Origin of the sequence: Caulobacter sp. (assembly GCF_049283275.1) — a bacterium.
Classification (GTDB): Bacteria; Pseudomonadota; Alphaproteobacteria; order Caulobacterales; family Caulobacteraceae; genus Caulobacter.
Genome location: NZ_JBAPVS010000060.1, coordinates 1 through 26,698, shown reverse-complemented (window position 1 = coordinate 26,698; position 26,698 = coordinate 1). Strand labels below are relative to the sequence as shown.

General features: G+C 66.0%; 23 protein-coding genes, 1 tRNA gene and 2 pseudogenes. 22 read left to right on the top strand and 4 right to left on the bottom strand.

The annotated features are described in order from the left end of the window. Together WAL33_RS03105 and WAL33_RS03100 are read right to left on the bottom strand one after the other, a co-directional pair. Nucleotides 1-418: pseudogene (locus WAL33_RS03105) on the bottom strand (molybdopterin molybdenumtransferase MoeA); the annotation flags it as partial. Between the two features lie 88 nt (nucleotides 419-506). Continuing rightward, complete coding sequence (locus WAL33_RS03100; RefSeq protein WP_422178376.1) at nucleotides 507-1,337, bottom strand: ferredoxin--NADP reductase; 831 nt, start codon at nucleotides 1,335-1,337, stop codon at nucleotides 507-509. 452 nt (nucleotides 1,338-1,789) lie between these two features. On the opposite strand from WAL33_RS03100, the gene WAL33_RS03095 reads away from it, so the two are divergent. From WAL33_RS03095 to WAL33_RS03065, 7 genes are all read left to right on the top strand, one after another. After that, the gene (locus WAL33_RS03095) at nucleotides 1,790-2,008 is read left to right on the top strand and encodes a hypothetical protein (RefSeq protein ID WP_422178374.1); all 219 of its coding nucleotides are present in this window, start codon (nucleotides 1,790-1,792) and stop codon (nucleotides 2,006-2,008) included. A 452-nt stretch (nucleotides 2,009-2,460) separates the two neighbouring features. Next, nucleotides 2,461-2,536, top strand: a tRNA-Trp gene (locus WAL33_RS03090). Nucleotides 2,537-2,600: 64 nt separating this feature from the next. Beyond that, nucleotides 2,601-2,930, top strand: coding sequence for a preprotein translocase subunit SecE (gene secE, locus WAL33_RS03085; RefSeq protein WP_422178372.1), 330 nt, complete (start codon nucleotides 2,601-2,603; stop codon nucleotides 2,928-2,930). 8 nt (nucleotides 2,931-2,938) lie between these two features. Next, on the top strand, nucleotides 2,939-3,496 hold the full coding sequence (gene nusG / locus WAL33_RS03080) for a transcription termination/antitermination protein NusG (protein WP_422178370.1): 558 nt from the start codon (nucleotides 2,939-2,941) through the stop codon (nucleotides 3,494-3,496). A gap of 144 nt (nucleotides 3,497-3,640) precedes the next feature. Beyond that, nucleotides 3,641-3,994, top strand: coding sequence for an ArsR/SmtB family transcription factor (locus tag WAL33_RS03075; RefSeq protein WP_422178368.1), 354 nt, complete (start codon nucleotides 3,641-3,643; stop codon nucleotides 3,992-3,994). Further along, a complete protein-coding gene (locus WAL33_RS03070; protein ID WP_422178366.1) occupies nucleotides 3,984-4,451 on the top strand; it encodes an SRPBCC domain-containing protein in 468 nt (155 codons plus the stop codon). The genes WAL33_RS03075 and WAL33_RS03070 overlap by 11 nt, the downstream gene beginning before the upstream one ends. A 108-nt stretch (nucleotides 4,452-4,559) precedes the next feature. Further along, nucleotides 4,560-4,790, top strand: coding sequence for a hypothetical protein (locus WAL33_RS03065; RefSeq protein ID WP_422178364.1), 231 nt, complete (start codon nucleotides 4,560-4,562; stop codon nucleotides 4,788-4,790). Between the two features lie 4 nt (nucleotides 4,791-4,794). Here the strand turns inward: WAL33_RS03065 and WAL33_RS03060 are convergent, their stop codons facing one another. Continuing rightward, entirely contained in the window at nucleotides 4,795-5,388 is a 594-nt protein-coding gene (locus WAL33_RS03060; RefSeq protein ID WP_422178362.1) for a TetR/AcrR family transcriptional regulator, read from the bottom strand. 105 nt (nucleotides 5,389-5,493) lie between these two features. On the opposite strand from WAL33_RS03060, the gene WAL33_RS03055 reads away from it, so the two are divergent. The 15 genes from WAL33_RS03055 to WAL33_RS02985 all read left to right on the top strand — a co-directional run bounded on the left by WAL33_RS03055 (nucleotide 5,494) and on the right by WAL33_RS02985 (nucleotide 26,276). Beyond that, nucleotides 5,494-6,462, top strand: coding sequence for an SDR family NAD(P)-dependent oxidoreductase (locus WAL33_RS03055; protein ID WP_422178360.1), 969 nt, complete (start codon nucleotides 5,494-5,496; stop codon nucleotides 6,460-6,462). A 324-nt stretch (nucleotides 6,463-6,786) separates the two neighbouring features. Continuing rightward, nucleotides 6,787-7,218 (top strand): 50S ribosomal protein L11, encoded by a 432-nt coding sequence (gene rplK, locus WAL33_RS03050; protein ID WP_422178358.1) that lies wholly within the window; start codon nucleotides 6,787-6,789, stop codon nucleotides 7,216-7,218. Nucleotides 7,219-7,222: 4 nt separating this feature from the next. Further along, nucleotides 7,223-7,912 carry a 50S ribosomal protein L1 gene (rplA, locus tag WAL33_RS03045; protein ID WP_422178356.1) on the top strand — a complete coding sequence of 230 codons (690 nt, stop codon included), beginning with the start codon at nucleotides 7,223-7,225 and terminating at the stop codon, nucleotides 7,910-7,912. 120 nt (nucleotides 7,913-8,032) lie between these two features. Next, complete coding sequence (locus WAL33_RS03040; RefSeq protein WP_422178354.1) at nucleotides 8,033-8,272, top strand: type II toxin-antitoxin system VapB family antitoxin; 240 nt, start codon at nucleotides 8,033-8,035, stop codon at nucleotides 8,270-8,272. Beyond that, a complete protein-coding gene (locus tag WAL33_RS03035; RefSeq protein WP_422178352.1) occupies nucleotides 8,272-8,667 on the top strand; it encodes a type II toxin-antitoxin system VapC family toxin in 396 nt (131 codons plus the stop codon). The genes WAL33_RS03040 and WAL33_RS03035 overlap by 1 nt, the downstream gene beginning before the upstream one ends. Then, on the top strand, nucleotides 8,664-9,884 hold the full coding sequence (locus WAL33_RS03030; protein WP_422178350.1) for an NAD(P)/FAD-dependent oxidoreductase: 1,221 nt from the start codon (nucleotides 8,664-8,666) through the stop codon (nucleotides 9,882-9,884). Before WAL33_RS03035 ends, WAL33_RS03030 begins: the two co-directional genes overlap by 4 nt. Before the next feature lie 109 nt (nucleotides 9,885-9,993). After that, on the top strand, nucleotides 9,994-10,812 hold the full coding sequence (locus WAL33_RS03025) for a hypothetical protein (protein ID WP_422178348.1): 819 nt from the start codon (nucleotides 9,994-9,996) through the stop codon (nucleotides 10,810-10,812). Between the two features lie 470 nt (nucleotides 10,813-11,282). Then, entirely contained in the window at nucleotides 11,283-11,801 is a 519-nt protein-coding gene (rplJ, locus tag WAL33_RS03020) for a 50S ribosomal protein L10 (RefSeq protein WP_422178346.1), read from the top strand. Nucleotides 11,802-11,845: 44 nt separating this feature from the next. Further along, nucleotides 11,846-12,229: a 50S ribosomal protein L7/L12 gene (rplL, locus tag WAL33_RS03015; protein ID WP_422178344.1), complete on the top strand. Its 384-nt coding sequence runs from the start codon at nucleotides 11,846-11,848 to the stop codon at nucleotides 12,227-12,229. Nucleotides 12,230-12,419: 190 nt separating this feature from the next. Further along, the gene (locus WAL33_RS03010) at nucleotides 12,420-12,791 is read left to right on the top strand and encodes a hypothetical protein (protein ID WP_422178343.1); all 372 of its coding nucleotides are present in this window, start codon (nucleotides 12,420-12,422) and stop codon (nucleotides 12,789-12,791) included. Nucleotides 12,792-12,846: 55 nt separating this feature from the next. Next, nucleotides 12,847-13,005 carry a hypothetical protein gene (locus WAL33_RS03005; RefSeq protein ID WP_422178341.1) on the top strand — a complete coding sequence of 53 codons (159 nt, stop codon included), beginning with the start codon at nucleotides 12,847-12,849 and terminating at the stop codon, nucleotides 13,003-13,005. A gap of 87 nt (nucleotides 13,006-13,092) precedes the next feature. Then, complete coding sequence (locus WAL33_RS03000) at nucleotides 13,093-15,468, top strand: TIM-barrel domain-containing protein (protein ID WP_422178339.1); 2,376 nt, start codon at nucleotides 13,093-13,095, stop codon at nucleotides 15,466-15,468. A 379-nt stretch (nucleotides 15,469-15,847) separates the two neighbouring features. Then, nucleotides 15,848-19,930 (top strand): DNA-directed RNA polymerase subunit beta, encoded by a 4,083-nt coding sequence (gene rpoB, locus WAL33_RS02995; protein WP_422178337.1) that lies wholly within the window; start codon nucleotides 15,848-15,850, stop codon nucleotides 19,928-19,930. A gap of 98 nt (nucleotides 19,931-20,028) precedes the next feature. After that, nucleotides 20,029-24,213, top strand: a complete 4,185-nt coding sequence (rpoC, locus tag WAL33_RS02990; RefSeq protein WP_422178335.1) for a DNA-directed RNA polymerase subunit beta' — start codon at nucleotides 20,029-20,031, stop codon at nucleotides 24,211-24,213. Between the two features lie 221 nt (nucleotides 24,214-24,434). Further along, the gene (locus tag WAL33_RS02985) at nucleotides 24,435-26,276 is read left to right on the top strand and encodes a methyl-accepting chemotaxis protein (protein ID WP_422178333.1); all 1,842 of its coding nucleotides are present in this window, start codon (nucleotides 24,435-24,437) and stop codon (nucleotides 26,274-26,276) included. Here WAL33_RS02985 and WAL33_RS02980 read toward each other — a convergent pair. Then, nucleotides 26,203-26,698 (bottom strand): annotated as a pseudogene (locus WAL33_RS02980) (hypothetical protein); the annotation flags it as partial. The gene WAL33_RS02985 and the pseudogene WAL33_RS02980 sit on opposite strands and share 74 nt — an antisense overlap.

Genomic DNA, 26,698 nt, shown 5'->3' with positions numbered 1-26,698 from the left:
TCCGCGCGCCTTCCGCCAACAGGGTGTCGCCCGACCGGAAATCGCCGCCGGCGGGCCGGATGTTATGGGCCGGCGGGTCGCGGTCGATCGTGAAGCCGACGGTCTGGCCATCGGCGGCGGCGTTCTCCTGGATCACTACCATGTCGGCGCCAGGGGGGACGGGTGCGCCGGTGAAGATCCGCACCGCCTGACCGGCTTCAACAGGCTGGGCATAGGCTCGACCGGCGGCGCTTTCGCCGGTGATCTGGAAGCGTACGCCGGGCGACAGGTCAGCCCGGCGGATCGCCCAACCGTCCATGGCCGAGGCGTCGAACGGCGGCTGGTCGCGGTCGGCGATGATCGGCGTAGCCAGCACCCGGCTGATCGCGTCGGGCAGGGCCACCTGTTCGTCCCCTAGCCGCGCGGCGTCCGACAGCATGCGGCGCCGCGCCTCGGCGACGGTCAGGTTCTTCAGCTGAAGCTTGTCGCCGCTCACGCCCGCACTCCCGCAACCATGAGCCGGATCCCTAGCCGACGAACGCCCGCTCGATCACGAAGTCGCCCGGCTCGGCGTTGGAGCCTTCCTTCATCCCGTGGGCTTCGAGAAGCGCCGCGGTGTCCTTGATCATCGCCATCGAGCCGCAGAGCATGGCGCGGTCGTGCTCGGGGTCGAACTTCACCTGGTCCAGGCCCAGGTCCTTGAACAGCCGACCGCTCTCGATCAGGTCGGTGAACCGGCCCTGGCGCTCGAACGGCTCTCGGGTGACGGTGGGATAATAGACCAGCTGGGCCTTGGCTTCATCGCCCACCAGCGGATCCTCGTGAATCTCGTGGGTGAACAGGTCGCGATAGGCCAGTTCCTTCACCTCGCGCACGCCGTGGGCGACGATCACCTGCTCGAAGCGGGCGTAGGCGTCGGGGTCGCGGGCCACCGACAGCCAAGGCGCCAGGCCCGTGCCGGTGCCGAACAGGAACAGGCGCTTGCCGGGGCGGACGGCGTCCAGCACCAGGGTGCCGGTCGGCTTCTTGCCCAGCAGGATCTGGTCGCCTTCCTTGATCTGCTGCAGCCGTGAGGTCAGGGGGCCGTCGGGCACCTTGATCGAGAAGAACTCCAGCTCTTCGGCGAAGTGCGGCGAGCCGATCGAATAGGCGCGCAGGATCGGCTTCTTCTCGCCCAGGTCTTCGCGGGGCGGCAGGCCGATCATCACGAACTCGCCCGAGCGGAAGCGGAAGCTGGCCGGACGGGTGATGGCGAAGCTGAACAGCCGATCCGTCCAGTGCTTGACCCACAGCACGGTCTCGGTGTGCCAGGCGGCTTCCTTGGCGGGGGCGAGCGCGTTGGTTTCGATGGCCGTCATAATGTGCGTTTCAAGTCCTGGACGCGCGGCGGACCGGAATTCTAAGAGGGCGTCGCCCGGCCCTGAAGCGACTGCGTCTCATGTGAGCACAGGCGCATGGATGTCAACTTTGGTGGTCTGAAAGCGCCTTGAGAAAATCTTCCCCAAAAGCGCCAAAATAGCGGGCGCCTGTTTTTTGAACCGTGTCAAAATTGTGATTGCCGCCTACCGAAACGGGGCGCACTCTTCCTCTTGTCCTAACGTCGCAAGACGACGCGGGGGCCAATGATACGGAGGAACGTATGCGGGTAAGGTTCGTAAAGGCCGCCGCGGCGGCCAGTCTGTTAGCATTAAGCGTAGCTGCCTGCGGGCAGGAAACCGGCAACTCAGCTCAACAAACCCAGCAGGTCTCCCTGGAGGGCAAGGCGGTCACGGCCTCGGGCTGCGTCCGTCCCGTGGAATCAACATCGTGCATGGTGGTTCGCGGCCCAGGCGGCGGCTACTACGACATCTCCGGAGCCGCTCCGGCGCCGGATCCCAACCGGGGCGTGGCGATCTCCCTGCAAGGGCGCGACCTGGGCGAAAACACCCAATGCGGCCGCAAGCTCGCGGACGTAAAGTGGTCGTACCTGAACATCCAATGCGCCGCCCTTACCCCGGCGCCCACGCCGGAAGCGGAAAAGGCCGGCTGATCGGTTCAGGCTTCGCCGGAACCCGGATCCGTCCGGGTTTTCGGTGAAGTCGAACTGCCCTTGGCGCCGTCAGGTTCGGTCGCGGGACGCGGCGCCTGGCCGCCTTCGCGCTCGGCGCCCTGGTCCACGCCTTGAGCGGGACGCTGGTTCTCGTTCTCCACCTCTCGGTTTGAAGGCCTGTCCTGATTGGGGCTCGCTGATGTCGGCATGACGTTTCCTCCGGACTTCGTTCTGGCGTCCAGGCCTAACGCGTCGCGCCGACGGCTGATCCTTGGAACGGGAGCCATCGAAAGCCTGGATCGCGCTCCGGCCGCTTGCCGGGCTCGAACGACCCTGCTAAACGACGCGGCTCTGGCGATGAGACCAACGCGCTGGCGGGCTTCAAAGAGCCTACCGGCGCGATGTTCATTGTCGGAAAGCCGGAATCTCCGCTAAGGGGATCGCGGTTCCGCAGGAGTGTAGCTCAGCTGGTAGAGCATCGGTCTCCAAAACCGAGGGTCGTGGGTTCGAGTCCCTCCACTCCTGCCACTATATGTCATCGGTCACCCCGGTTTTCGGGCTGACCTATCGAAAGTCGCGAGCCTCTTAAGTCATGGCCAGGAAACCGGGTTCTAGCCCGTCTGCGATCAAGAACCGCGCCGCGAAGACGGCAGCGGCGCTCGCGCCCGCCGGTCAGGCGCCGGCCGCCAAGGGCGTCGTCGCCAAGGCTCCGGCCGCGCCGAAGAAGCCGTTCAATCCCATCCGCTTCGCGCAGGAAGTCCGCGCCGAAGCCCGCAAGATCACCTGGACCACCCGCAAGGAGACCTGGATCACCTCGGTGATGGTCTTCATCATGGTGGTGCTGGCCTCGCTGTTCTTCACCTTCGCCGACTGGATCCTGGGCCTGGGCGCCAACCTGCTCCTCAAGATCGCCGCGGGATAAGAAACATCATGAGCACCGAAACCGCGTCCAATCCGAACCATAAGTGGTACATCGTCCACGCCTACTCGAACTTCGAGAAGAAGGTGGCCGAGAGCATCCGCGAACAGGCCAAGAGCCACGGTCTGGAAGACAGCTTCTCCGAAATCCTGGTTCCGACCGAGGACGTCGTCGAGATCCGTCGCGGCCGCAAGGTCAACGCCGAGCGCAAGTTCTTCCCCGGCTACGTGCTGGTGAAGATGAACCTCTCGGACGAAGCCTACCACCTGATCAAGAACACCCCGAAGGTCACGGGCTTCCTGGGCAGCGCTTCGAAGCCGCAGCCGGTCTCCGAAAAGGAAGTCCAGCGCATCATCGGCACGATCGAAGAGGGCGTCGAGCGTCCCAAGACCGTGGTGCTGTTCGAGGTCGGCGAGAACGTCCGCGTCACCGACGGCCCGTTCGCCAGCTTCAACGGCTCGGTCGAACAGGTCGACGAGGAGCGGGCCCGCCTGCGCGTCACCGTCTCGATCTTCGGCCGCGCCACCCCGGTGGAACTGGAATACAGCCAGGTCGAAAAGATCGCCTAAGGGCGAGCTTATCGGTTCGAGCTTCGAAAACCCCGCGCCGGAAACGGCGCGGGGTTTTTGCTGCCTGGACGCCGCGTGGATGGCGGGCTTGACGTCGTGTCTTTCATATAGCCAATTAGCAATATAGCTACGAGGCAATCCAAGATGCTCGCCGCCCAATCCCAGCAACTCGACCGGGTGTTCGCCGCTCTGGCCGACCCCACCCGTCGGGCGATCCTGTCGCGGCTGGCCCAGGGCGAGGCCACGGTCAACGACTTGGTCGAGCCGTTCGACCTGGCCCAGCCGACCATCTCCAAGCACCTGAAGGTGCTGGAAGGCGCCGGCCTGGTGTCGCGCGGCCGCAGCGCCCAGTTCCGTCCCGTGCGCCTGGAGGCCTCGGCCCTGGCCGGCGCCGATCAGTGGATCGGCGGCTACCGCCAGTTCTGGGCCCAGAGCCACGAACGCCTCGAGGCCTATGTCAAAATTCTACAAGCCGAGGAGACCTCGCATGAAGACTGAGCCTGAAACCGACCGCCAGATCATCATCATCCGCCAGTTCGACGTTCCGGCCCGCGTTCTGTTCCTCGCGCACAGCAAGCCCGAGCACGTGATGAAGTGGTTCGGCCCGGTGGGTTGGCCGCTGACGACCTGCGAGATGGATTTCCGGGTGGGCGGCCGCTACCACTTCGCCATGACCGGCCCCGGCGGCGAGGCCGGTCCGCCGTTCGGCGGCGAGTATCTGGAGATCGAGCCCCATCGGCGGCTCGTCTACACCAACGGCTTCGAGGCCCCGGGTTCGCCGCGCTTCGAGGTGGCCATCACCTTCGAGGAGATCGGCGGCAAGACGACCCTAACCATGGTCTCCACCTTCGAATCCAAGGCCGTGCGCGACGAGTATGTCGAGCTGGGCTTCAAGGAAGGCACGAATTCGGGGCTGGATCAGCTGGCGGACCTGGCGGCGACGCTGAACGCCTGATCGGGACGGCCTTTACGCCCCGCTTACGCCGGCGGCGCGGAGTCGGATGGAGCCCTTACGCGGCTTTACGCGACAAGGACGGGTCTTCTCAAGACTGGAACCCGTCCAATGTCTGACTTCCATTGCAAGCTCGCCTCTCAAGCCCTGGCCCTCGCCGCGGTCGGAGGCTTCATGCTGCTGCTGGTCCTGGCCGCTCAGCACCCGCAAGCCGCACTGCTGCTGCGCATCCTGGCCTTCCTGTGGCTGGTCGCCGCCGGGGCCTCCAAGCTGGTCTTCGACCTGACCAAGGCGGTCGGTCGCGAGACCAGCGACGAGCCGCTGCGTCGCCTTCGGAAATAGCGGGCTACTTCGCCCGCAGCCCCGCCATCATCACGCTCAGCAGTCGCCGCGCGCCGGCGTCCCAGCCCGGCTGCTCGTAGCCGATGCTGAGTCCGCTCATCATCCTGAGAATGTCCTCGAAGCCGATGTCGGGCCGGATGTCGTTGGCGGCGCGCGCCGCGTCTGTCAGCCGCTCCAGGGTCGGCAGGATGGTCGCGCCCGAGCTGGCGTAGAGTTTCGAGCCTTCGCCGGGATCGGCGCGCAAGGCCGGGGCCACGACCCGCTTGGTGGCCATGTAGTCGATCAGCAGGTTCAGCCAGGCTTCCAGCGCCTCGCCGGCGGAACGTTCGGCCAGCAAGGTGTCGGCAGAGGCCGCCAGTTGTCCGATCTCCCGCGCATAGACGGCGGCGATCAGGGCCTCCCGCGTCGGAAAGTGGCGGTACAGCGTGCCGATGCCGACGCCGGCCCGCCTGGCGACCTCTTCCAGCGCGGCTTCGGCGCCCAGCTCGGTGAAGGCCGTCTTGGCCGTCGTCAACAGGCGGTCGCGATTTCGCAGGCTGTCGGCGCGGGGCTTGCGGGCCTTAGGTTCGGAAGGAGGGGTTTCGGAATCTTCGGGCATTGGCCTTGAAAAACGGAGGGCGCCTCCGAATATGTATCCGGAGCCCTCCTCCATTTAATCCTTCCGACGGGCTCGGACAACAACCCTGTAAGGGAATCGAGAGTCATGAGCGAACAATTCGGCGCCAAATCCACCACCGACGACGTCCTGGCCGGCGTTGATCTGTCGGGCAAGCGCGTCCTGGTCACCGGTGTTTCGGCGGGCCTCGGCGTCGAGACCGCCCGGGTCCTGGCCGCCCACGGCGCGGCCGTCGTCGGTGCGGCGCGCGATCTTGCCAAGGCCGAAGGCGCGACCGCCGTCGTCCGCGAAGCCGCCGCCAAGAGCGGCGGTTCGCTGGAACTGATTGCATTGGACCTGGCAGACCTCGCCAGCGTGCGCGCCGCCGCCGACGCCCTGGTCGCCGACGGCCGGACCTTCGACCTGGTCATCGCCAATGCCGGCGTGATGGCCCCGCCGTTCGGCAAGACCGCCGACGGCTTCGAGACCCAGTTCGGCACCAACCACCTGGGCCACTTCGTGCTGATCAACCGCATCGCCAGCCTGCTGAAGGCCGGTTCGCGCGTGGTGTCGCTGGCCTCGTCCGGCCACCGCTTCTCGGACGTGAACCTCGAGGATCCGAACTTCGAGACCACCGAATACGTGCCGTTCGAGGCCTATGGCCGATCCAAGACCGCCAACATCCTGTTCGCCGTCGAGTTCGATCGCCGCCACAAGGATCGCGGCGTGCGGGCCGCGGCCGTCCATCCGGGCGGCATCCAGACTGAACTGGCCCGGCACCTGGACCCGGCCTTCATCCAGCAGTGGATCGACCAGCTGAACGCCCAGGCCGCCGCCGAAGGCAACCCGCCGATCGAGTGGAAGACCATCCCGCAGGGCGCGGCCACCAGCGTCTGGGCCGGGGTCGTGGCGCCGGTCGAAGAGGTCGCCGGCCGCTATAGCGAGGACTGCCACGTGGCCGAACTGGTCGACGACGCCTCGCAGATCCGCGCCGGCGTGCGGTCCTACGCCCTCGACCCGACCCGCGCCCAGGCGCTGTGGGCGCTGAGCGAGCGGATGGTCGGCGAGACGTACTAGGCCTATCGACTTCAACCCAGTGCGTGGTCCTCGTCCTTCGACAAGCCCAGGACGAGGACCATTGTGCAGGCCGTGGCGGTAGGAAACCTCATCCTGAGCTTGTCGAAGGACGAGGTTATCGCAGCCCTTTCGTTCCGCCCGCCGCGCTGGACTCTCCGCACCCCGCCTGCTACATGCCGCGCCTTCGTCCCAGGACCCTGTCCCGGGGCGTGCTTGCCGTTACGCATTCAAGTCGCGGCGAGATCAAATCCGTGGGAGGGACGCCAAGCCCGCACCACGGCCAACCAGCGAAGGCCGTTAGCTCGGCTTTCTTGAGAGGATACAATGGCTAAAAAGATCCTGGGCTATATCAAGCTCCAGGTGAAGGCTGGCTCCGCCACGCCTTCACCGCCCATCGGCCCCGCACTGGGCCAGCGCGGCGTCAACATCATGGGCTTCTGTAAGGAGTTCAACGCGCGCACCGAGAACGTCGAAAAGGGCACCCCCCTGCCGACCGTGATCACCGTGTACCAAGACAAGTCGTTCACCTTCATCACGAAGACGCCTCCGGCGACGCACTATCTGAAGCAGATCACCGGCCTGAAGTCCGGCGCCAAGCTGACCGGTCGCGAGACCGTCGGTGAAGTGACCCGCACCCAGCTGCGCCAGATCGCCGAAAAGAAGATGAAGGACCTGAACGCCAACGATCTCGAGGCCGCGGCCAAGATCATCGAAGGCTCCGCCAAGGCCATGGGCCTGAAGATCGTGGAGGCCTAGGACCATGGCCAAGCAACCCAAGCGCATTCAAGCCTGGACCGGCGATCGTGAAGCCGCCCACGCCGTCGCCGACGCCATCGCCCTGGTCAAGGCCAACGCCAAGGCCAAGTTCGACGAGTCGATCGAGATCTCGGTCAACCTCGGCGTCGATCCGCGCCACGCCGACCAACAGGTCCGCGGCGTCGTGAACCTGCCGTCGGGCACCGGCCGCGACGTCCGCGTCGCCGTCTTCGCCAAGGACGCCAAGGCGGCCGAAGCCACCGCGGCGGGCGCCGAGCACGTCGGCGCTGAAGATCTGTACGAAAAGATCGCCGGCGGTTTCATGGACTTCGATCGCGTCATCGCGACCCCGGACATGATGGCCCTGGTCGGTCGCCTCGGTAAGGTGCTGGGCCCGCGCGGCCTGATGCCGAACCCGAAGGTCGGCACCGTGACCCCGAACGTCGGTCAAGCCGTGAAGGACGCCAAGGGCGGCGCCGTCGAGTTCCGCGTCGAGAAGGCGGGCATCGTCCACGCCGGCATCGGCAAGGTCTCGTTCACCGACGAAGCCCTGCTGCTGAACGTGAAGGCCATGGTCGACGCGCTCAACAAGGCCAAGCCGGCCGGCGCCAAGGGCATCTATGTGAAGCGCGTTGGCCTGTCCTCGACGATGGGTCCGGGCTTCAAGATCGACGTCGCGTCGATCAACGCCTAAGCCTTTCGGCCTAGATCATGCGAGCGGGCGCTGGAGCGATCCAGCGCCCGTTTTGCGTTTGGGGCGTCGGTTGTTGGCGCGTCTAGCCGATGTTATGTTTCGGCTAGACGGAGTTGATCCATGGCCTTCCACATCCGTGATCCCGAGACCGACGCTCTGGTGCGAGAACTGGCCGAGAAGGCGCATGTCGGCATCACCGAGGCGGTGAAGCTGGCGGCAGCCGAGGCGTTGGCGACGCGCGACAAGGCGCGGGAAGAGAAGCTGGCGAAGATGCGAGCGATCAGCGACAGGATCGCCAGCTTGCCCCGAACCGGCTTGAAGGCTGACAAGGCATTCTTCGACGAGCTTAGCGGCGACTGATGTTCGTCGACGCTTCGGCTTGGACCGCCATACTCTTGAGCGAGCCTGAGGCGGAAGCTTTGCGTCTCAAGTTGGCGGAAGCCGAAATCGTCATGACCTCGGCAATTGCGACCTGGGAAGCCGTTCGCGCCGTTGGACGGGAGGCCGTCATAAGTCCGCAAGAAGCCGCCGACGAGGTCGCGGCGCTTCAAAAGCTCGCCGCCGCTCGCATCGTCCCTATCGGTGAGGCTGAGCAGATGGTCGCGATCGACGCGCACTCTCGCTTCGGCAAGGGCGTTCACCCAGCCAAGTTGAACATGGGCGATTGCTTCGCCTATGCCTGTGCGCGAACGAACGACGTGCCCCTGCTCTATAAGGGCGACGATTTCGCCCTGACGGACATCCAGCCCGCGTGACCGATCCTCAAGTTCTCGACGTCGCCGTGATCGGCGGTGGGCCGGCCGGGTTGATAGCGGCCGAAGTGCTGAGCGCGGCCGGGCTGTCGGTGGCCGTCTACGAGCGGATGCCGACCCTGGGGCGCAAGTTCCTGATGGCCGGGCGCGGCGGGCTGAACCTGACCCATTCGGAGGGCTTCGAGCGGTTCGTCGAGCGCTACGCCGCGGCGAGCGAGCGGATGCGGCCGATGCTGGAGGCGTTCACGCCGGCTGACCTGACAGCCTGGGCCGAGGGGCTGGGGCAGGCGACCTTCGTGGGCACCAGCGGCCGGGTTTTCCCCAAGGCGCTGAAGGCCTCGCCTCTGCTGCGGGCCTGGATCGCGCGGCTGGAGGGGCAGGGCGTGGCGCTGAATCTCCGCTCGACCTGGACCGGCTGGAACGCGGCCGGCGACCTGACCTTCGAGACGTCTGAGGGCGCGCGCACGGTGCGGCCCCGCGCCACGATCCTGGCCCTGGGCGGGGCCAGCTGGGCCAAGCTGGGGTCAGACGGCGCCTGGGCGTCCCTGCTGGCGGCCCGGGGCGCCGCGATCGCGCCGTTCAAGCCCGCCAATGTCGGTTTCACCGTGGCGTGGACCGAGCTGTTCCGCGAGCGTTTCACCGGATCGCCTCTGAAGAACATCGCCCTGAGCTTCGAAGGCGCGACCTCGCGCGGCGACGCCCTGGCGGCGGGCTACGGCCTGGAGGGCGGGGCGGTCTATGCGCTGTCGGCGACCGTGCGCGACGCGATCCAGGCGCGGGGCTCGGCGAGGCTGGAGATCGATCTGCGGCCCGACGTCTCGCTGAGCCAGCTGACCGCGCGCCTGTCCAAGCCGCGCGGCGGCCAATCGCTGTCGAGCTGGCTGCGCAAGGCCGCCCATCTCTCGCCGGTCGAGATCGGCCTGCTGCGCGAAGCCCATGGCGTCGCCCTGCCGGTCGCGCCCGACGCCCTGGCGGCGGCGATCAAGGCCGCGCCGGTCATCCTGACCGGGGCGCAGGGGTTGGAGAGGGCGATCTCGTCGGCCGGCGGCCTGAGCTTCGAGGCGCTGGACGGGCTGGAGCTGGAAAACACGCGAGGCGTGTTCGCGGCCGGCGAGATGCTGGACTGGGAGGCCCCGACCGGCGGCTACCTGCTGCAGGCCTGTTTCGCCACCGGCGTGGCGGCGGCGCGGGCCGTCGTGGCGCAGTTGGGCGCGCCCTAGCCAGACCTCCCGCGGAGGCTTTTTTCACAGAAAAGTCGTTCCTGCATAATTGACCAAACACTGTTCTTCGAACAACGTTTTGGCACCGCCATTCCGGGGGGAAGGGACCATGACGACCATTTCTCGGACGACCGCCGCCGGCGTGCGCCCAGACGTACTGTCCGGCGACCGCACGGCTTTCATCGATCGCTGGATCTACGTGTTCACCGCGGCCAGTTTCATCGTGATCGTGCTCCTGGGCTTCATCCCGGACTCCCTGGGCAAGATGGCCGCGGTCCAAGCCGGGCAGAGGCCGCCGTTCCCGTGGGTGCTGCACGTCCACGCAGCGCTCATGGGGACCTACATGCTGTTGCTGCTCACACAGGCCTGGCTGGTGGCGACCGGCCGGGTCGCGCAGCATCGTCTGTTGGGGGCGGTCGGCGCCGTACTCGCGGCGGCGCTGGTGGTGGTCGGGTTCATTCTCATCCCCACCATCTACCATCAGGCGTTCGCCGGAGCGCAGGCCGCGCCGCCGCCGGTCAAGGCGCAGCTGGCCCAACTCGTGGCGTTCCTCGAGAACATCACCCTGGTCCAGGGGCGCATCGGGATCGTGTTCGCGATCCTGGTGATCCTCGGGGTCTCGGCGCGGAAGACGAACCCCGGCTTTCACAAGCGGATGATGATCCTCTCGATCGCCGGCGCCCTGCCCGCCGCCTTCGACCGGATCATCTGGATCCCGACCACGATGCCGGTTCGACCGCTCTCAAGCGATCTCTACGTCCTGTTGGCGATCGCTCCGATGTTCCTGTGGGACGTCTTCCGCAATCGCCGCATCCACCCCGCCTACTGGGTCTGGCTGGCCGTCGTCGCGCCGTTCACGATCGCCGTCCATACCCTCTGGGACAAGCCCGCCTGGCACGCTGCGGTCAAATGGCTCATGGGTGTCTGACGGGGTGTCCGACGGGGCCTGGCCGGAACGAGGCTGCTTCATCGCCCCCCTGATCTTGGCCGTCGGCGCTCCGGGTCAGCCGCGCACAGCGGTCGGGTCTGAGGGGCCCCTCATCCGACCGGCTTCGCAGGCCACCTTCTCCCGCAAGGGGGGAAGGAGTCCGACCGGTGTTGAAATCCTTCCCCAACTCGTCTATACGCCGCCCCTTCTCCGCTGGGTTCGCCCGGCGAAGACCTGTTTGTGAACAGCGGGGCGTGGGGTCACCAACGCCATAATCGAGGAAGAGCCCTTCCTCGCCGTCGGGAGACAGGGATGGACAAGACCACGCTATTTCCTCCTTTCGGGATGGGACGCGCGGCTGACTTTCCTTGGAACAGGCTGATGCAACTCGCGTGCGGGAGCGATCCCGCTTGTGACGCGCATTTGGCTGCCGGAATGGTCCGGCCGCTGTAATTGAGTAGGAGACCGCAATGGACCGCGCTCAAAAGCAGGAGTCGATCGAGTCGCTGAAAAGCGTCTTCGCCGGCGCCGGCGCTGTCGTCGTGACCCACTATTCGGGCATGACCGTTGCGGAAATGACTGAACTGCGCGCCCGCCTCCGCAAGGAAGAGGGCACGTTCCAGGTGGTGAAGAACACCCTGGTCCAGAAGGCGCTCGACGGCTCGATCGGCGAAAAGGGCGATGCCCTGTTCACCGGCCCGGTCGCCATCGCCTATGGCAAGGATCCTGTTTCCGCCGCCAAGATCGTCACCCAGTACGCCAAGGAAAACGAGAAGCTCAAGCTTGTCGGCGGCATCCTGGGCCAGACGAACGTTCTGGACGAAAAAGCGGTGCGGGCCTTGGCCACGCTGCCGTCGCTCGACCAGATTCGTGGCAAGCTCATCGGCCTCATCCAGGCTCCGGCGACCAAGATCGCTGGCGTCCTGCAGGCCCCGGCTGGCCAACTGGCGCGTGTTTTCAACGCCTACGCGACCAAAGACGCCGCGTAACGGTCATCTCTGCATAAATCCCTCATTCTCTAAGGAAGTTACCCATGTCGAAGCTCGATAAGCTGGTTGAAGAACTGTCCACCCTGTCGGTCCTGGAAGCTGCTGAGCTCTCCAAGCTGCTGGAAGAAAAGTGGGGCGTCTCGGCCGCCGCTCCGGTCGCCGTCGCCGCTGCTGGCGGCGCTGCCGCCGCTCCGGCCGAAGCTGCCGAAGAGCAAACCGAATTCACCGTCGTCCTGACGGACGGTGGCGAAAAGAAGATCAACGTGATCAAGGAAGTCCGCGGTGTTCGTCCGGACCTGGGCCTGAAGGAAGCCAAGGACCTGGTCGAAGGCGCTCCGCAGAACGTCGTTGAAAACGTTTCGAAGCAAATCGCCGACGAAATCGCCAAGAAGCTGACCGAAGCCGGCGCCAAGGTCACCGTGAAGTAATTCACGTCCCATGCCCCAGCCTTCAAAGGAGGGGCGCATGGGGACCTGCCGGCGTCAGTTCTCTGACGCTTGAAGTTGACGGCCCCGGAGGGAAACCTCCGGGGCCGTTTTCTTTGGAGCGTCGACATCTGCGTCATTCTGGCACGGTCGTTGCTAGCCCTTTGCCGCGAACGCAGCAGTGGAGGCGACCATGGCGATCTCGGGGATTTCGGGCGGCGGCAATACGTGGAGCCCGGTGGGCGCGACGTCCGCGACGGCGGCTTCGCCGTTCGACGCAGCCAGCGACCTGGACAAGGTCCGCGACAAGGGCCTGGTGGCCTTCGCCAAGGAGGCGAAGAAAGACGCTTGGGAGGAAAAGCTCAAGCAATGGAAGGCCGAGGCCATGAAGAACATGGGCCTGACTGAAGAGAGCCTGGCGGCCATGACGCCCGACCAGCGCACCGGCGCGATGCAGCAGATCGACGAGGCCGTGAAGGGCCGCATCAAGGAAGCCATGGAAGGCGCCAAGGCCCAGGCCAAGAACGGCTTGGCCGTGCCAAACTTCGTGGACTTCAGCGTCTAGACCAATCACGATCGAGACGCGGCAACCTTTGCCGCGTGACCGGCGTTATTTGCCCATGCTCAAGCTTGCTGGAATTCTGCTCGTCCTGATGATCGTGTTCGGGATCCTCGGCTTCGTCGTCGATGTGGCCGGCGGCCTGGCCAAGATCGCCTTCTTCGTCTGCCTGATCGGTTTCGCGATCTCTCTGGTCGGCAAGGTCCTTCGACGGGACTGAGACTATTGGCAGTATCCATTTATTGACGCTGTCCCGGCGCGTCACTAGCGATGACCGCAATAGATAGCGGTATCATTGGGGACGGCGATGGATCGGCGGCACACGAGCGCTCGGCGCTGGATCGCGGGACTGGTCTCGGGCCTGGCCTTGAGCCTAACCGGCGGCTTCGTGGCCAACCTGGCCGCGCCGATGGCCTCGACCGCGGCGCCGGCAGTGGTGATGGACCGCAACGGCTCCTACGTTTCTGTAGAGACCTACGCTCCCAACATCGTCCGGGTCACCATCAGTCAGGACAAAGACTTGGCGTCCGCCGCCCCTGGGTACGGCTTAACGGGCGTGGCTGACGACAACGGCTGGCGTCACGACCAGAAGGCCGGGGCCGACATCTTCACCTCCCGCGCCCTGTCGCTCGAAGTCGTCGCCCAGCCCTGGCCGGGCGCGCCCTCGCAGATGCAGCGCTATTTCGCCTCGTCCCTGCCGCCGGTCGCGGTCAAGATCCGCAAGGCGGACGGAGCCCCCCTCGTCAGCATGACGGGATGGGAGATGTCGCCCCATGTCGTCTCGGGCGAACGGACCTACCAGGCCGGCGCCAGTTTCTCGACCAGCGCCGACGAGCACTTCTACGGCCTGGGCCAGAACCAGGAAGGCATACTAGACCTGCGCGGCCGGGCGATCGACTGCAAGCACGACTACGACGCCCCGCACGGCGAGACGGTCTGCGTGCCGTTCCTCGTCTCGAGCAAGGGCTACGCAATCCTCTGGGACAATCCGTCCGACACCCATGTCTATCCGGCCGTCAACGGCCGCACCCTGTGGCGGTCCAAGGTCGGCGAGCGGGTGTCGTTCTTCGTGATCGCCGGCGGCTACGACGAGATCTATGCCGGCTATCGCAAGCTGACCGGGGTCACCCCGCTGCCGCCCAAGGCCGCCTTCGGCTACATCCAGTCCAAGGCCCGCTATGAGAGCCAGCAGCAGATTCTGGACGTCGCCAAGGGCTATCGGGATCGGGGCTACCCGCTCGACGTCATGGTGCTGGACTGGTTCTACTGGACCCGCATGGGCCAGATGGACATCGATCCGGCCCAGTTCCCCGATCCCGTCGCGATGAACGAGGCGCTGCACGACAACGGCGTGCGCAGCATCATCAGCGTCTGGCCGCGCTTCGAGAAGGAAAGTCGCTACTTCAACTATCTGGCCGACAAGGACTGGTTCCTGAAGGACGCCGACGGCAAGCCGGTCGACGGACTGCCGTTCCGCAACGACCGCACCGGCGCCCTGATCGACAGCACCAACCCGCGGGCCCGCGAGTGGTTCTGGGGCAAGATCCGCGACAACATCGCGTCCAAGGGCTTCGACTGGTTCTGGCTGGACGAGACCGAGCCGGACCTGGTGCCCGAGGGCTATTTCTGGAGCATCGGTTCGGGCGACCGCTACCGCAACGTCTTCCCGCTGGTCCACACCCAAGGCGTGGCTGAGGGCTCGCGCCGCGACCGTCCCGACAAGCGCAACCTGATCCTGTCGCGCGCGGCCTATCTGGGCGCCCAGCGCAACGGCGCGCTGTTCTGGTCGTCGGACATCCAGCCCACTTGGGAGGCTCTCAAGAGACAAGTCCCGACCGGCCTGAACTTCACCGCCTCAGGCATGGCTTATTGGGGCAACGACATCGGCGGATGGCAGCACCTGCCGCAGACCACGACCGCGACCAAGGCGCCGCTGCTGGATCCGTCGGACGCCCGCGCGGTGGTCGGTCAGAACAACGACTATCCCGAACTGTTCGCCCGCTGGTTCCAGTACGGGACCTTCACCCCGACCCTGCGCGTGCACGGCTCGAAGAAGGAGACCGAGGTCTGGTCGTTCGGCAAGGGCGCCGAGGCCGTGGTCGTGAAGTATCTGAAGCTGCGCTACGCCCTGATGCCGTACCTCTACTCCATGGGGCACACGACCTACGAGACCGGCGCGCCGTTCATGCGCGGCCTGTTCATGGACTTTCCGAACGATCCCAAGTTGGCGACGCTGGGCGACCAGTACATGTTCGGCCCGGCCTTCCTGGTGGCCCCGATCACCGACCAGGGCGTCGAGGACCGCGACGTCTATCTGCCGGCGGGCGCGGACTGGTACGACTACTGGACGGGCAAGGCGTTCACCGGCGGCCAGACGATCCGCGTCCATGCGCCGATCGACACGATCCCGCTGTTCGTCCGCGCCGGTTCGATCATCCCGATGGGCGCGCCGATCCAGAGCACGGCCACGCCCCAGGCGATCAACGCGGTGAAGGTCTATCCGGGCCGCGACGCCGACTTCACCCTGTATGACGACGACGGGGTGACCAACGCCTACGAGAAGGGGGTCGGCAAGATCGTCAAGCTGCACTGGGACGACAAGGCCGGCAAGCTGACGGCGACGGGAGACAAGGCTCTGGCGGCTCAGGCGCTGGCGGCGGTGCAGGTCGTCTCCGCCCGATAGGCTCTGCCGGGAAGGCGGTGATGTGAGGCCAGGACTTGCGACGAAGCTGGGGCGCCACCACATGCGCCGGTCCGGTTCCTCCCCCGTCCGCATTCTTTTGTGGATAAAGCCCCTTTCCATCCCCCTTCCGTTGTCCTATATCCGCCCGTTCACGAAGACATTCGGTGGAACACGCACGCGTGTGTCCGCATGTTACGCCCCGAGGCGCGGTCAGCTGCCCTCCGACCCGCGCGAAGGGGCGCCCATCAAGCTTCCGGTCCCGGTCGCTCGGTAGGGGAATTGCAGCGTCCAGCGTTCTCCCGCGAGGGGAACGGCGAGGGTGGACGCTAAGGCATTCGAATTTACGCGCGGACTCCGTTCCGCGCCGCAGGGAAAAAACATGGCGCAATCCTTCACCGGCAAGAAGCGGATCCGGAAGTCTTTCGGCCGCATCCCCGAAGCTGTGCAGATGCCGAACCTGATCGAGGTTCAGCGCTCCTCCTACGAGCAGTTCCTCCAGCGTGAAGTCCGTCCGGGCGTGCGCAAGGACGAGGGCATCGAAGCGGTCTTCAAGTCTGTCTTCCCGATCAAGGATTTCAACGAGCGCGCGGTGCTCGAATACGTCTCGTACGAATTCGAAGAGCCCAAGTACGACGTTGAGGAATGCATCCAGCGCGACATGACCTTCGCGGCGCCGCTGAAGGTCAAGCTGCGCCTGATCGTGTTCGAAACCGAAGAAGAAACCGGCGCCCGGTCCGTCAAGGACATCAAGGAGCAGGACGTCTACATGGGCGACATCCCGCTCATGACCGACAAGGGCACCTTCATCGTCAACGGCACCGAGCGGGTCATCGTCTCGCAGATGCACCGTTCGCCCGGCGTGTTCTTCGACCACGACAAGGGCAAGACCCACGCCTCGGGCAAGCTGCTGTTCGCCGCCCGCGTGATCCCGTATCGCGGCTCGTGGCTGGACTTCGAGTTCGACGCCAAGGACGTGGTCTACGTCCGCATCGACCGCCGCCGCAAGCTGCCCGCCACCACCTTCCTCTATGCCCTGGGCATGGACGGCGAAGAGATCCTGACGACGTTCTACGACGTCGTCCCGTTCGAGAAGCGCACCGCCGCCGGCGCCGAAGGCTGGGCCACCCCGTACAAGCCCGAGCGCTGGCGCGGCGTGAAGCCGGAATTCGCCCTGATCGACGCCGACACCGGCGAAGAAGTGGCTCCGGCCGGCACCAAGATCACCGCCCGCCAGGCCAAGAAGCTGGCTGACGGCGGTCTGAAGACCCTGCTGCTGGCTCCGGAAGCCCTGACCGGCCGTTACCTGGCCCGCGACGCCGTCAACTTCGAGAACGGCGAGATCTACGCCGAAGCCGGCGACGAGCTGGACGTCACCTCGATCCAGGCCCTGGCCGACCAAGGCTTCAGCACCATCGACGTGCTGGACATCGACCACGTCACGGTCGGCGCCTACATGCGCAACACCCTGCGCGTGGACAAGAACGCCGTCCGCGAAGACGCGCTGTTCGACATCTACCGCGTGATGCGTCCGGGCGAGCCGCCGACCGTCGAAGCCGCCGAAGCGATGTTCAAGTCGCTGTTCTTCGACGCCGAGCGCTACGACCTGTCGGCCGTCGGCCGCGTGAAGATGAACATGCGCCTGGAGCTGGACGCTTCGGACGAGATGCGCGTGCTCCGCAAGGAAGACGTGCTGGCCGTCCTGAAGCTGCTGGTCGGCCTGCGCGACGGTCGCGGTGAAATCGACGACATCGACAACCTGGGCAACCGCCGGGTGCGTTCGGTCGGCGAGCTGCTGGAAAACCAGTACCGCGTCGGTCTGCTGCGCATGGAACGCGCCATCAAGGAACGCATGTCGTCGGTCGACATCGACACCGTGATGCCGCACGACCTGATCAACGCCAAGCCGGCCGCGGCCTCGGTGCGTGAATTCTTCGGCTCCTCGCAGCTGTCGCAGTTCATGGACCAGACCAACCCGCTGTCGGAGATCACCCACAAGCGCCGTCTGTCGGCGCTTGGCCCGGGCGGTCTGACCCGCGAGCGCGCCGGCTTCGAAGTCCGCGACGTTCACCCGACGCACTACGGCCGCATCTGCCCGATTGAAACGCCGGAAGGCCCGAACATCGGTCTGATCAACTCGCTGGCCACCCACGCCCGCGTCAACAAGTACGGCTTCATCGAGAGCCCCTACCGTCGCGTCGCCGACGGCAAGCCGCTCGAAGAGGTCGTCTACATGTCGGCCATGGAAGAGTCGAAGCACGTCATCGCCCAGTCCAACATCAAGGTGTTGAACGGCGAGATCGTCGACGACCTGGTCCCCGGCCGGATCAACGGCGAACCGACCCTGCTCCAAAAGGAGCAAGTCGACCTGATGGACGTCTCGCCGCGTCAGGTGGTTTCGGTGGCCGCGGCCCTGATCCCCTTCCTGGAAAACGATGACGCCAACCGCGCCCTGATGGGCTCGAACATGCAACGTCAGGCCGTGCCGCTGGTGCAGTCCGACGCCCCGCTGGTCGGCACCGGCATGGAAGCCGTGGTCGCCCGTGACTCGGGCGCCGTGGTCATCGCTAAGCGCACCGGCGTCGTGGAGCAGATCGACGGTACGCGTATCGTCGTCCGCGCCACGGAAGAGACCGACGCCGCCCGTTCGGGCGTCGACATCTATCGCCTGAGCAAGTTCCAGCGTTCGAACCAGTCGACCTGCATCAACCAGCGCCCGCTGGTGAAGGTGGGCGACAAGATCGTCGCCGGCGACATCATCGCCGACGGTCCGTCGACCGAGCTGGGCGAACTGGCCCTGGGCCGCAACGCGCTCGTCGCGTTCATGCCCTGGAACGGCTACAACTTCGAAGACTCGATCCTGATCTCCGAGCGCATCGTCCGCGACGACGTCTTCACCTCGATCCACATCGAGGAATTCGAAGTCATGGCCCGCGACACCAAGCTGGGTCCGGAAGAAATCACCCGCGACATCCCCAACGTCGGTGAGGAAGCCCTGCGCAACCTCGACGAAGCGGGCATCGTGGCGATCGGCGCCGAAGTCCAGCCGGGCGACATCCTGGTCGGCAAGGTCACCCCGAAGGGCGAAAGCCCGATGACGCCGGAAGAAAAGCTCCTGCGCGCCATCTTCGGTGAAAAGGCCTCGGACGTCCGCGACACCAGCCTGCGTCTGCCCCCGGGCGTCGCCGGCACGATCGTCGACGTGCGCGTGTTCAACCGTCACGGCGTCGACAAGGACGAACGCGCCCTGGCCATCGAACGCGCCGAGATCGACCGTCTGGGCAAGGACCGCGACGACGAATTCGCGATCCTGAACCGCAACATCTCGGGCCGCCTGCGCGAACTGCTGATCGGCAATGTCGCTCTGTCGGGCCCCAAGGGCCTGTCGCGCGGCGCGATCACCGCCGAGGGCCTGGCTGAAGTCCAGCCGGGTCTGTGGTGGCAGATCGCCCTCGAGGACGAGAAGGCGATGGGCGAACTGGAAAGCCTGCGTCGTCTGTTCGACGAGAACCGCAAGCGTCTGGACCGCCGCTTCGAGGACAAGGTCGACAAGCTGCAACGCGGCGACGAACTGCCTCCGGGCGTGATGAAGATGGTCAAGGTCTTCGTGGCCGTGAAGCGCAAGCTTCAGCCGGGCGACAAGATGGCCGGCCGTCACGGCAACAAGGGCGTCATCTCGCGCATTCTGCCGATCGAGGACATGCCGTTCCTCGCCGACGGGACGCACGTGGACGTCGTTCTGAACCCGCTGGGCGTGCCTTCGCGCATGAACGTCGGCCAGATCTTCGAAACCCACCTGGGCTGGGCCTGCGCCAACCTCGGCAAGCAGATCACCAACCTGCTGGAAGACTGGCAGGCCGGTGGTCAGAAGAAGGCCCTGGTCGATCGTCTGACCGAGATCTACGGCCCGGACGAGGAACTGCCGGAAACCGAGGAAGAGCTGGTCGAACTGGCCCGCAACCTCGGCAAGGGCGTTCCGATCGCCACCCCGGTGTTCGACGGCGCGCGCATCGGCGACATCGAAGAGCACCTGATCATGGCGGGCGTCGATCCGTCGGGTCAGTCGATCCTGTTCGACGGCCAGACGGGCGACCAGTTCAAGCGTCCGGTCACGGTCGGCTACATCTACATGCTGAAGCTGCACCACTTGGTCGACGACAAGATCCACGCCCGTTCGATCGGTCCGTACTCGCTCGTCACGCAACAGCCGCTCGGTGGTAAGGCCCAGTTCGGCGGTCAGCGCTTCGGGGAAATGGAAGTGTGGGCTCTGGAAGCCTACGGCGCGGCCTACACCCTGCAGGAAATGCTGACGGTGAAGTCCGACGACGTGGCCGGACGGACCAAGGTCTACGAGAGCATCGTCCGCGGCGACGACACCTTCGAGGCCGGCATCCCCGAGAGCTTCAACGTGCTGGTCAAGGAAATGCGCTCGCTCGGCCTGAACGTCGAGCTGGAGAACAGCTGATCCGGATCTCCCTCTCCGGCCGGATGGCCGGGGAGGGGCCCTCGCTCAGCCTCTCTCCACTTTGAATTTTCGCGGGTGATCCCGCAGAAGGAACCAAGATGAACCAGGAAGTCCTGAACATCTTCAATCCGGTCCAGGCCGCTCCGACCTTCGACCAGATCCGCATCTCGCTGGCCTCGCCGGAAAAGATCCGTTCGTGGTCGTTCGGCGAGATCAAGAAGCCCGAGACCATCAACTACCGCACGTTCAAGCCCGAGCGTGACGGCCTGTTCTGCGCCCGTATCTTTGGCCCGACCAAGGACTACGAATGCCTGTGCGGCAAGTACAAGCGCATGAAGTACAAGGGCATCATCTGCGAAAAGTGCGGTGTTGAAGTCACCCTGGCCCGCGTCCGTCGCGAGCGCATGGGCCACATCGAACTGGCCTCGCCGGTCGCCCACATCTGGTTCCTGAAGTCGCTGCCCTCGCGCATCGCCATGATGCTCGACATGCCGCTGAAGGACATCGAACGCGTCCTGTACTTCGAATACTACATCGTCACCGAGCCGGGCCTGACCCCGCTGAAGCAGCACCAGCTGCTCAGCGAGGACGACTTCATGCGCGCCCAGGACGAATACGGCGACGACAGCTTCACCGCCGAAATCGGCGCCGAAGCCGTTCAGAACCTGCTGAAGGCCATCGACCTGGACAAGGAAGCCGATCGCCTGCGCGAAGAGCTGGCCGGCACCGTGTCGGACATGAAGCAGAAGAAGTTCAGCAAGCGCCTGAAGATCCTCGAAGCCTTCTCCGAGTCCGGCAACCGCCCGGAATGGATGGTGCTGACCGTCGTTCCGGTCATTCCGCCGGAACTGCGCCCGCTGGTGCCGCTGGACGGCGGCCGCTTCGCGACCTCGGACCTGAACGACCTGTATCGCCGGGTCATCAACCGTAACAACCGTCTGAAGCGCCTGATCGAGCTGCGCGCGCCCGACATCATCATCCGCAACGAAAAGCGGATGCTGCAGGAGTCGGTCGACGCCCTGTTCGACAACGGCCGTCGCGGCCGCGTCATCACCGGCGCCAACAAGCGTCCGCTGAAGTCGCTGGCCGACATGCTGAAGGGCAAGCAAGGCCGCTTCCGTCAGAACCTGCTGGGCAAGCGCGTCGACTATTCGGGCCGTTCGGTCATCGTCGTGGGTCCGGACCTGAAGCTGCACGAGTGCGGCCTGCCCAAGAAGATGGCTTTGGAGCTGTTCAAGCCGTTCATCTATGCGCGCCTGGACGCCAAGGGCCTGTCGGGCACCGTCAAGCAGTCCAAGCGCATGGTCGAGCGCGAACAGCCCCAGGTGTGGGACATCCTCGAAGAGGTGATCCGCGAGCACCCGGTGATGCTGAACCGCGCGCCGACGCTCCACCGTCTGGGCATCCAGGCGTTCGAGCCCAAGCTGATCGAGGGCAAGGCCATCCAGCTGCACCCGCTGGTCTGCGCCGCCTTCAACGCCGACTTCGACGGCGACCAGATGGCCGTTCACGTCCCGCTGAGCCTCGAGGCCCAGCTGGAAGCGCGCGTCCTGATGATGTCGACCAACAACATCCTGTCGCCCGCCAACGGTCGCCCGATCATCGTGCCGTCGCAGGACATCGTCCTGGGTCTGTACTACCTGTCGGTCGCTCGCGACGGCGAGCCGGGTGAAGGCAAGATCTTCGCTGACCTCGGCGAAATCGAAGCCGCCATGGACGCCGGCGTCGTCAGCCTGCACGCCAAGATCAAGTCGCGCTTCACGGAAATGGACGCCGACGGCGTCGTCCGTCGCCGGGTGATCGACACCACCCCGGGCCGGATGAAGATCGCCGCCCTTCTGCCCCAGCACACCGCGATCGGTCACCGACTGATCGAGAAGGCGCTGACCAAGAAGGAAATCGGCAACCTGATCGACGTCGTCTACCGCCACTGCGGTCAGAAGGCGACGGTGATCTTCGCCGACCAGATCATGGGTCTGGGCTTCAAGGAAGCGGCCAAGGCCGGCATCTCCTTCGGCAAGGACGACATCATCATCCCGAAGCGGAAGGAGGCGATCGTCGCCGAAACCCGCACCCTGGCTGAAGAGTACGAGCAACAGTACGCCGACGGCCTGATCACCAAGGGTGAGAAGTACAACAAGGTCGTTGACGCCTGGGCCAAGGCCACCGACCGCGTCGCCGACGAGATGATGGCCGAGCTTCAGATGAAGCATAAGGACGAGAACGGCCGCGAGAAGGAAATCAACGCCATCTACATGATGGCCCACTCCGGCGCTCGTGGTTCGCAAGCTCAGATGAAGCAGCTGGGCGGCATGCGCGGCCTGATGGCCAAGCCCTCCGGCGAGATCATCGAGACCCCGATCGTCTCGAACTTCAAGGAAGGCCTGACCGTTCAGGAGTACTTCAACTCGACCCACGGCGCCCGTAAGGGCCTGGCGGACACCGCGCTGAAGACCGCCAACTCCGGCTACCTGACCCGTCGTCTGGTCGACGTCGCGCAGGACTGCATCATCGTCGAGGAAGACTGCGGCACCACGCGGGGCATCACCCTGCGCGCCGTGGTCGAAGGCGGCGACGTGCTGGTCTCGCTGGGCGCTCGCGTCCTGGGCCGTTTCTCGGCCGAGGACATCAAGGACCCGGCGACCGGCGAGATCATCATCCCGGCCGACACCTATCTGACCGAGAACATGGCCGACGCCATTGAAGCCGCTGCGGTGCAGTCGGTGAAGGTGCGCTCGGTCCTGACCTGCGAAGCCAAGATCGGCGTCTGCGGCGCCTGCTACGGCCGCGACCTGGCTCGCGGCACGCCGGTGAACATCGGTGAAGCGGTCGGCGTCATCGCCGCCCAGTCGATCGGCGAGCCCGGCACCCAGCTGACGATGCGGACCTTCCACATCGGCGGCACCGCCCAGGTGGCCGAGCAGTCGTTCTTCGAAAGCAGCAACGACGGTACGGTCCGCGTGACCGGCGCCACCGTTGTGGGTTCGGACGGTTCGCTGGTCGTCATGAGCCGCAACACGGCCGTGAGCGTCCTGGTCGACGGCAAGGAACGCGAGAACTACAAGCCGCCGTACGGCGCGCGTCTGAAGGTCAAGGACGGCGACAAGGTGAAGCGCGGCCAACGCCTCGCCGATTGGGACCCCTACACCACCCCGATCATCACCGAAGTGGCCGGCAAGATCCGTGCGGAAGACCTGGTGGACGGCTTCTCCGTCCGCGAGGAAACCGACGAAGCCACCGGCATCGCGCAACGCGTGATCGCCGACTGGCGGACCTCGGCCCGCGCTTCGGACCTGCGCCCGGCGATGGGCGTTCTGGCCGAAGACGGCTCTTACGTTCGCCTGGCCAACGGCGGCGAGGCTCGCTACCTGATGTCGGTCGGCGCCATTCTCTCCGTCGGTGACGGCGACATGGTCAAGCCGGGCGAGGTCATCGCGCGGATCCCCACCGAAGGCGCCAAGACCCGGGACATCACCGGTGGTCTGCCGCGCGTCGCCGAACTCTTCGAAGCCCGCCGTCCCAAGGACTGCGCGGTCATCGCGGAAATGGACGGTCGTGTCGAATTCGGCAAGGATTACAAGAACAAGCGCCGTATCAAGATCACCCCGGAAGTCGACGCTGACGGCAACCAGGGCGAAGCGGTCGAGTTCCTGATCCCCAAGGGCAAGCACATCGCGGTGCACGATGGCGATTTCATCGCGCGCGGCGAGTACATCATCGACGGCAACCCGGATCCGCACGACATCCTGCGCATCCTGGGCGTCGAGGCCCTGGCCAACTTCCTCGTGGACGAAATCCAGGAGGTCTACCGACTGCAGGGCGTGCCGATCAACGACAAGCACATCGAGACGATCGTTCGTCAGATGCTGCAAAAGGTCGAGATCCTGGAGCCGGGCGATACGGGTCTGATCAAGGGCGATCATCTCGACAAGCCCGAGTTCTACGTCGAGCAGGACAAGGCTGTCGCCCGCGGCGGCCGTCCGGCCACGACGCAGCCCGTGCTGCTCGGCATCACCAAGGCGAGCTTGCAGACCAAGAGCTTCATCTCGGCCGCGTCGTTCCAGGAAACGACCCGCGTCCTGACCGAAGCCTCGGTGCACGGCAAGACCGACACCCTGGAAGGCCTGAAGGAAAACGTCATCGTGGGTCGCCTGATCCCCGCCGGCACGGGTTCCTACCTGCGCAGCCTGCAGCGCGTCGCCGCCAAGCGCGACGAGCAGCTGGCCCAGCAGCGCGAAGAAGCGATGGAGCCGCTGCCCGCGGTCATCGCCGAAGAAGCGTAAGGCTTCCTAGACTTAGAATGGAACGGCCCGGGAGCGATCCCGGGCCGTTTTGTTTTCAGGTTCCCCTATTGGGGAAGCCGCGGGCGAACCTGACGAAAGGGCTTTACAGCGCCCGAGACTGCGACGGAGTGTCGCGCCAAGCTTCTGTCTTATAAGCTTAATTCTTGTTTCAAGCCTTGTGGCGCAATGATGGGCGGCGTCCCCGCCACCGAGGCCCCTCTATGCGTTCCGACATCTCGACCAAGGTCAGCCTGACCGTCGTCGCCGCCTTCATGACTCTGCTGCTGGCCTTGCTGGCTATCGTCGGCAAGAACTCTCTGGACTTCGCCAAGTCGCAGGCGGTCAGCCAGCAGGAGGCCAGCATGCGCGTGGCCTGGGATGCGGTCGGCGGCAAGGGCGCGGTCTTCGCGCGCGAGGGCGACACGCTGACGGTCGGCGGCAAGACGCTGAACGGCGATATCGCCATGGTCGACCACGTCAAGGACCTGGTCGGCGGCACCATGACCATCTTCATGGGCGACACCCGCGTCGCCACCAACGTCCAGAAGCCGGACGGCAGCCGGGGCGTCGGCACGCCCCTGGCCAAGGGGCCGGTCTATGACGCGGTGCTGGGCCGGGGCGAGGCCTATCGCGGCGAGACCAAGGTGCTGGGCAAGCCGTATTTCGCCGCCTACGACCCGATCAAGAACGCCTCGGGCGAGGTGATCGGCATCCTGTTCGTCGGCGTGGCCAAGGCCGACTACTTCCAGCCGGTCTATCGCCAGCTGATCTGGCTGGCCGTGGCTGGCGTCGTGCTGGCCGGGCTGGGCGTGGCCGCCTCGGTGGCCATGGTCCGCCGCCAGCTGTCGCCGCTGCGCGACCTGCGCGACGCCATGAAACGGGTGATGGGCGGCGACCTGGCCGTGGCCCTGCCGTTCGCCGGCCGCCGCGACGACATCGGCCTGATGGCCGACGCGGTCCACGCCTTCCGTGACGAGGCCCGCGAGAAGGGCCGCATCGAGACCGACGCCGAAGCCCATCGCCAAGCCGCCGAGGCCGAACGTCGTCTGTCAGCCGATCGCGACAGCCAGCAGGCCGAGCAACAGGCCCAGGTGGTCTCGCGCCTGGCCCATGGTCTGGACCGCCTGTCGGCCGGTGATCTGACCGTCCGCCTGACCGAGGCCTTCGCCCCCGACTACGAGCGCCTGCGCGCCGACTTCAACCAGGCCGTCGAGCGCCTCGAGCAGGCCATGGGCGCGGTGATCTCCGCCGTGGGCGGTTTGACCTCCGGCGCCAACGGCATCGCCGGCGCGGCCGACGACCTGTCGGCCCGCAGTGAGCAGCAGGCCGCCAGCCTGGAAGAGGCCGCCGCCGCCCTGACCGAGATCACCAACGCCGTCCGCGTGGCCGCCGACGGCGCCCGCGGCGCCCGCGAGGCCGTCAGCCAGGCCCAGGCCGAGGCCGATCGCTCGCGCACCGTCGTCGACGAGACCATCCAGGCGATCGGCGGCATCGAGGCCTCCTCACACCAGGTGGCCCAGATCATCGGGGTGATCGACGAGATCGCCTTCCAGACCAACCTGCTGGCCCTGAACGCCGGCGTCGAGGCGGCTCGCGCCGGTGACGCGGGGCGCGGCTTCGCGGTCGTGGCCCAGGAAGTGCGGGCCTTGGCCCAACGCTCGGCCGACGCCGCCAAGGAAATCAAGGTCCACATCGCCGACTCCGCCCGCCAGGTCGAGTCCGGGGTGGTGCTGGTGGGCCGCACCGGCGAGGCCCTGCAGAAGATCGCCGGCCAGGTCGGCGCCATCGACGGGGTGATCGGCCAGATCGCCAGCTCGGCCGCCGAACAGGCCTCGGGCCTGTCGGAGGTCAACATCGCCGTCAGCCACATGGATCAGGCCACCCAGAGGAACGCCGCCATGGTCAACCGCTCGGCCGCCGACAGCCTGACCCTGGTGCGCGAGGTCGAGGGCTTGGCCGCCCTGGTCAGTCACTTCAAGGTGGGCGCCGCTAGCGCTGATCGTTCTGGCGTTCGGCCTTCTTCCGACGCTCGTCGGCCTTCCGCGCATCGTCCAGCCGCTTAAGGGTCTGCTGGGCGGCTGACCTCGGATTGCCCAGCCCGTCCTGTTCGGCGCCGCCGACCCAGGGAATCTCCTTCATCGTTCCCGGCCCCTCCCGGCTGCGATGGTCCACGCCCACGCCGACCGGGGCTTGGCGCGCGGCGCGAGCCGCCTCCTGGCGGATGGCCTGCTGATCGAAGCCGCGCCGTTTGGCCGTGTCCATCGGCGCGTCGTAGACGGGCGCGTTGCGGGCCGTCGCGCCGAACTTCTCGTCGCAATGCTCCTGCTCACCTCGGTTGAGGCCGACGGCCTCGGCGTTGGCGCAGCCGGCGCTGCTGCCGCGCAGAGCGGCGCGAAGGTCGCCTTGCGGCCCTTCGGGTTTCGGCTTAGCCCCCGTGACCCGGTTAGGCGGGGCGGGCGGTCCGGGAACCGGCGCGGCCCCTAAC

What these genes read in the sequence shown, in the direction of transcription:
- WAL33_RS03100 (WP_422178376.1), bottom strand. Translation starts at nt 1,337, where the DNA reads ATGACGGCCATCGAAACCAACGCGCTCGCCCCCGCCAAGGAAGCCGCC.
- WAL33_RS03095 (WP_422178374.1), top strand. Translation starts at nt 1,790, where the DNA reads ATGGTGGTTCGCGGCCCAGGCGGCGGCTACTACGACATCTCCGGAGCC.
- secE (WP_422178372.1), top strand. Translation starts at nt 2,601, where the DNA reads ATGGCCAGGAAACCGGGTTCTAGCCCGTCTGCGATCAAGAACCGCGCC.
- nusG (WP_422178370.1), top strand. Translation starts at nt 2,939, where the DNA reads ATGAGCACCGAAACCGCGTCCAATCCGAACCATAAGTGGTACATCGTC.
- WAL33_RS03075 (WP_422178368.1), top strand. Translation starts at nt 3,641, where the DNA reads ATGCTCGCCGCCCAATCCCAGCAACTCGACCGGGTGTTCGCCGCTCTG.
- WAL33_RS03070 (WP_422178366.1), top strand. Translation starts at nt 3,984, where the DNA reads ATGAAGACTGAGCCTGAAACCGACCGCCAGATCATCATCATCCGCCAG.
- WAL33_RS03065 (WP_422178364.1), top strand. Translation starts at nt 4,560, where the DNA reads ATGTCTGACTTCCATTGCAAGCTCGCCTCTCAAGCCCTGGCCCTCGCC.
- WAL33_RS03060 (WP_422178362.1), bottom strand. Translation starts at nt 5,388, where the DNA reads ATGCCCGAAGATTCCGAAACCCCTCCTTCCGAACCTAAGGCCCGCAAG.
- WAL33_RS03055 (WP_422178360.1), top strand. Translation starts at nt 5,494, where the DNA reads ATGAGCGAACAATTCGGCGCCAAATCCACCACCGACGACGTCCTGGCC.
- rplK (WP_422178358.1), top strand. Translation starts at nt 6,787, where the DNA reads ATGGCTAAAAAGATCCTGGGCTATATCAAGCTCCAGGTGAAGGCTGGC.
- rplA (WP_422178356.1), top strand. Translation starts at nt 7,223, where the DNA reads ATGGCCAAGCAACCCAAGCGCATTCAAGCCTGGACCGGCGATCGTGAA.
- WAL33_RS03040 (WP_422178354.1), top strand. Translation starts at nt 8,033, where the DNA reads ATGGCCTTCCACATCCGTGATCCCGAGACCGACGCTCTGGTGCGAGAA.
- WAL33_RS03035 (WP_422178352.1), top strand. Translation starts at nt 8,272, where the DNA reads ATGTTCGTCGACGCTTCGGCTTGGACCGCCATACTCTTGAGCGAGCCT.
- WAL33_RS03025 (WP_422178348.1), top strand. Translation starts at nt 9,994, where the DNA reads ATGACGACCATTTCTCGGACGACCGCCGCCGGCGTGCGCCCAGACGTA.
- rplJ (WP_422178346.1), top strand. Translation starts at nt 11,283, where the DNA reads ATGGACCGCGCTCAAAAGCAGGAGTCGATCGAGTCGCTGAAAAGCGTC.
- rplL (WP_422178344.1), top strand. Translation starts at nt 11,846, where the DNA reads ATGTCGAAGCTCGATAAGCTGGTTGAAGAACTGTCCACCCTGTCGGTC.
- WAL33_RS03010 (WP_422178343.1), top strand. Translation starts at nt 12,420, where the DNA reads ATGGCGATCTCGGGGATTTCGGGCGGCGGCAATACGTGGAGCCCGGTG.
- WAL33_RS03005 (WP_422178341.1), top strand. Translation starts at nt 12,847, where the DNA reads ATGCTCAAGCTTGCTGGAATTCTGCTCGTCCTGATGATCGTGTTCGGG.
- WAL33_RS03000 (WP_422178339.1), top strand. Translation starts at nt 13,093, where the DNA reads ATGGATCGGCGGCACACGAGCGCTCGGCGCTGGATCGCGGGACTGGTC.
- rpoB (WP_422178337.1), top strand. Translation starts at nt 15,848, where the DNA reads ATGGCGCAATCCTTCACCGGCAAGAAGCGGATCCGGAAGTCTTTCGGC.
- rpoC (WP_422178335.1), top strand. Translation starts at nt 20,029, where the DNA reads ATGAACCAGGAAGTCCTGAACATCTTCAATCCGGTCCAGGCCGCTCCG.
- WAL33_RS02985 (WP_422178333.1), top strand. Translation starts at nt 24,435, where the DNA reads ATGCGTTCCGACATCTCGACCAAGGTCAGCCTGACCGTCGTCGCCGCC.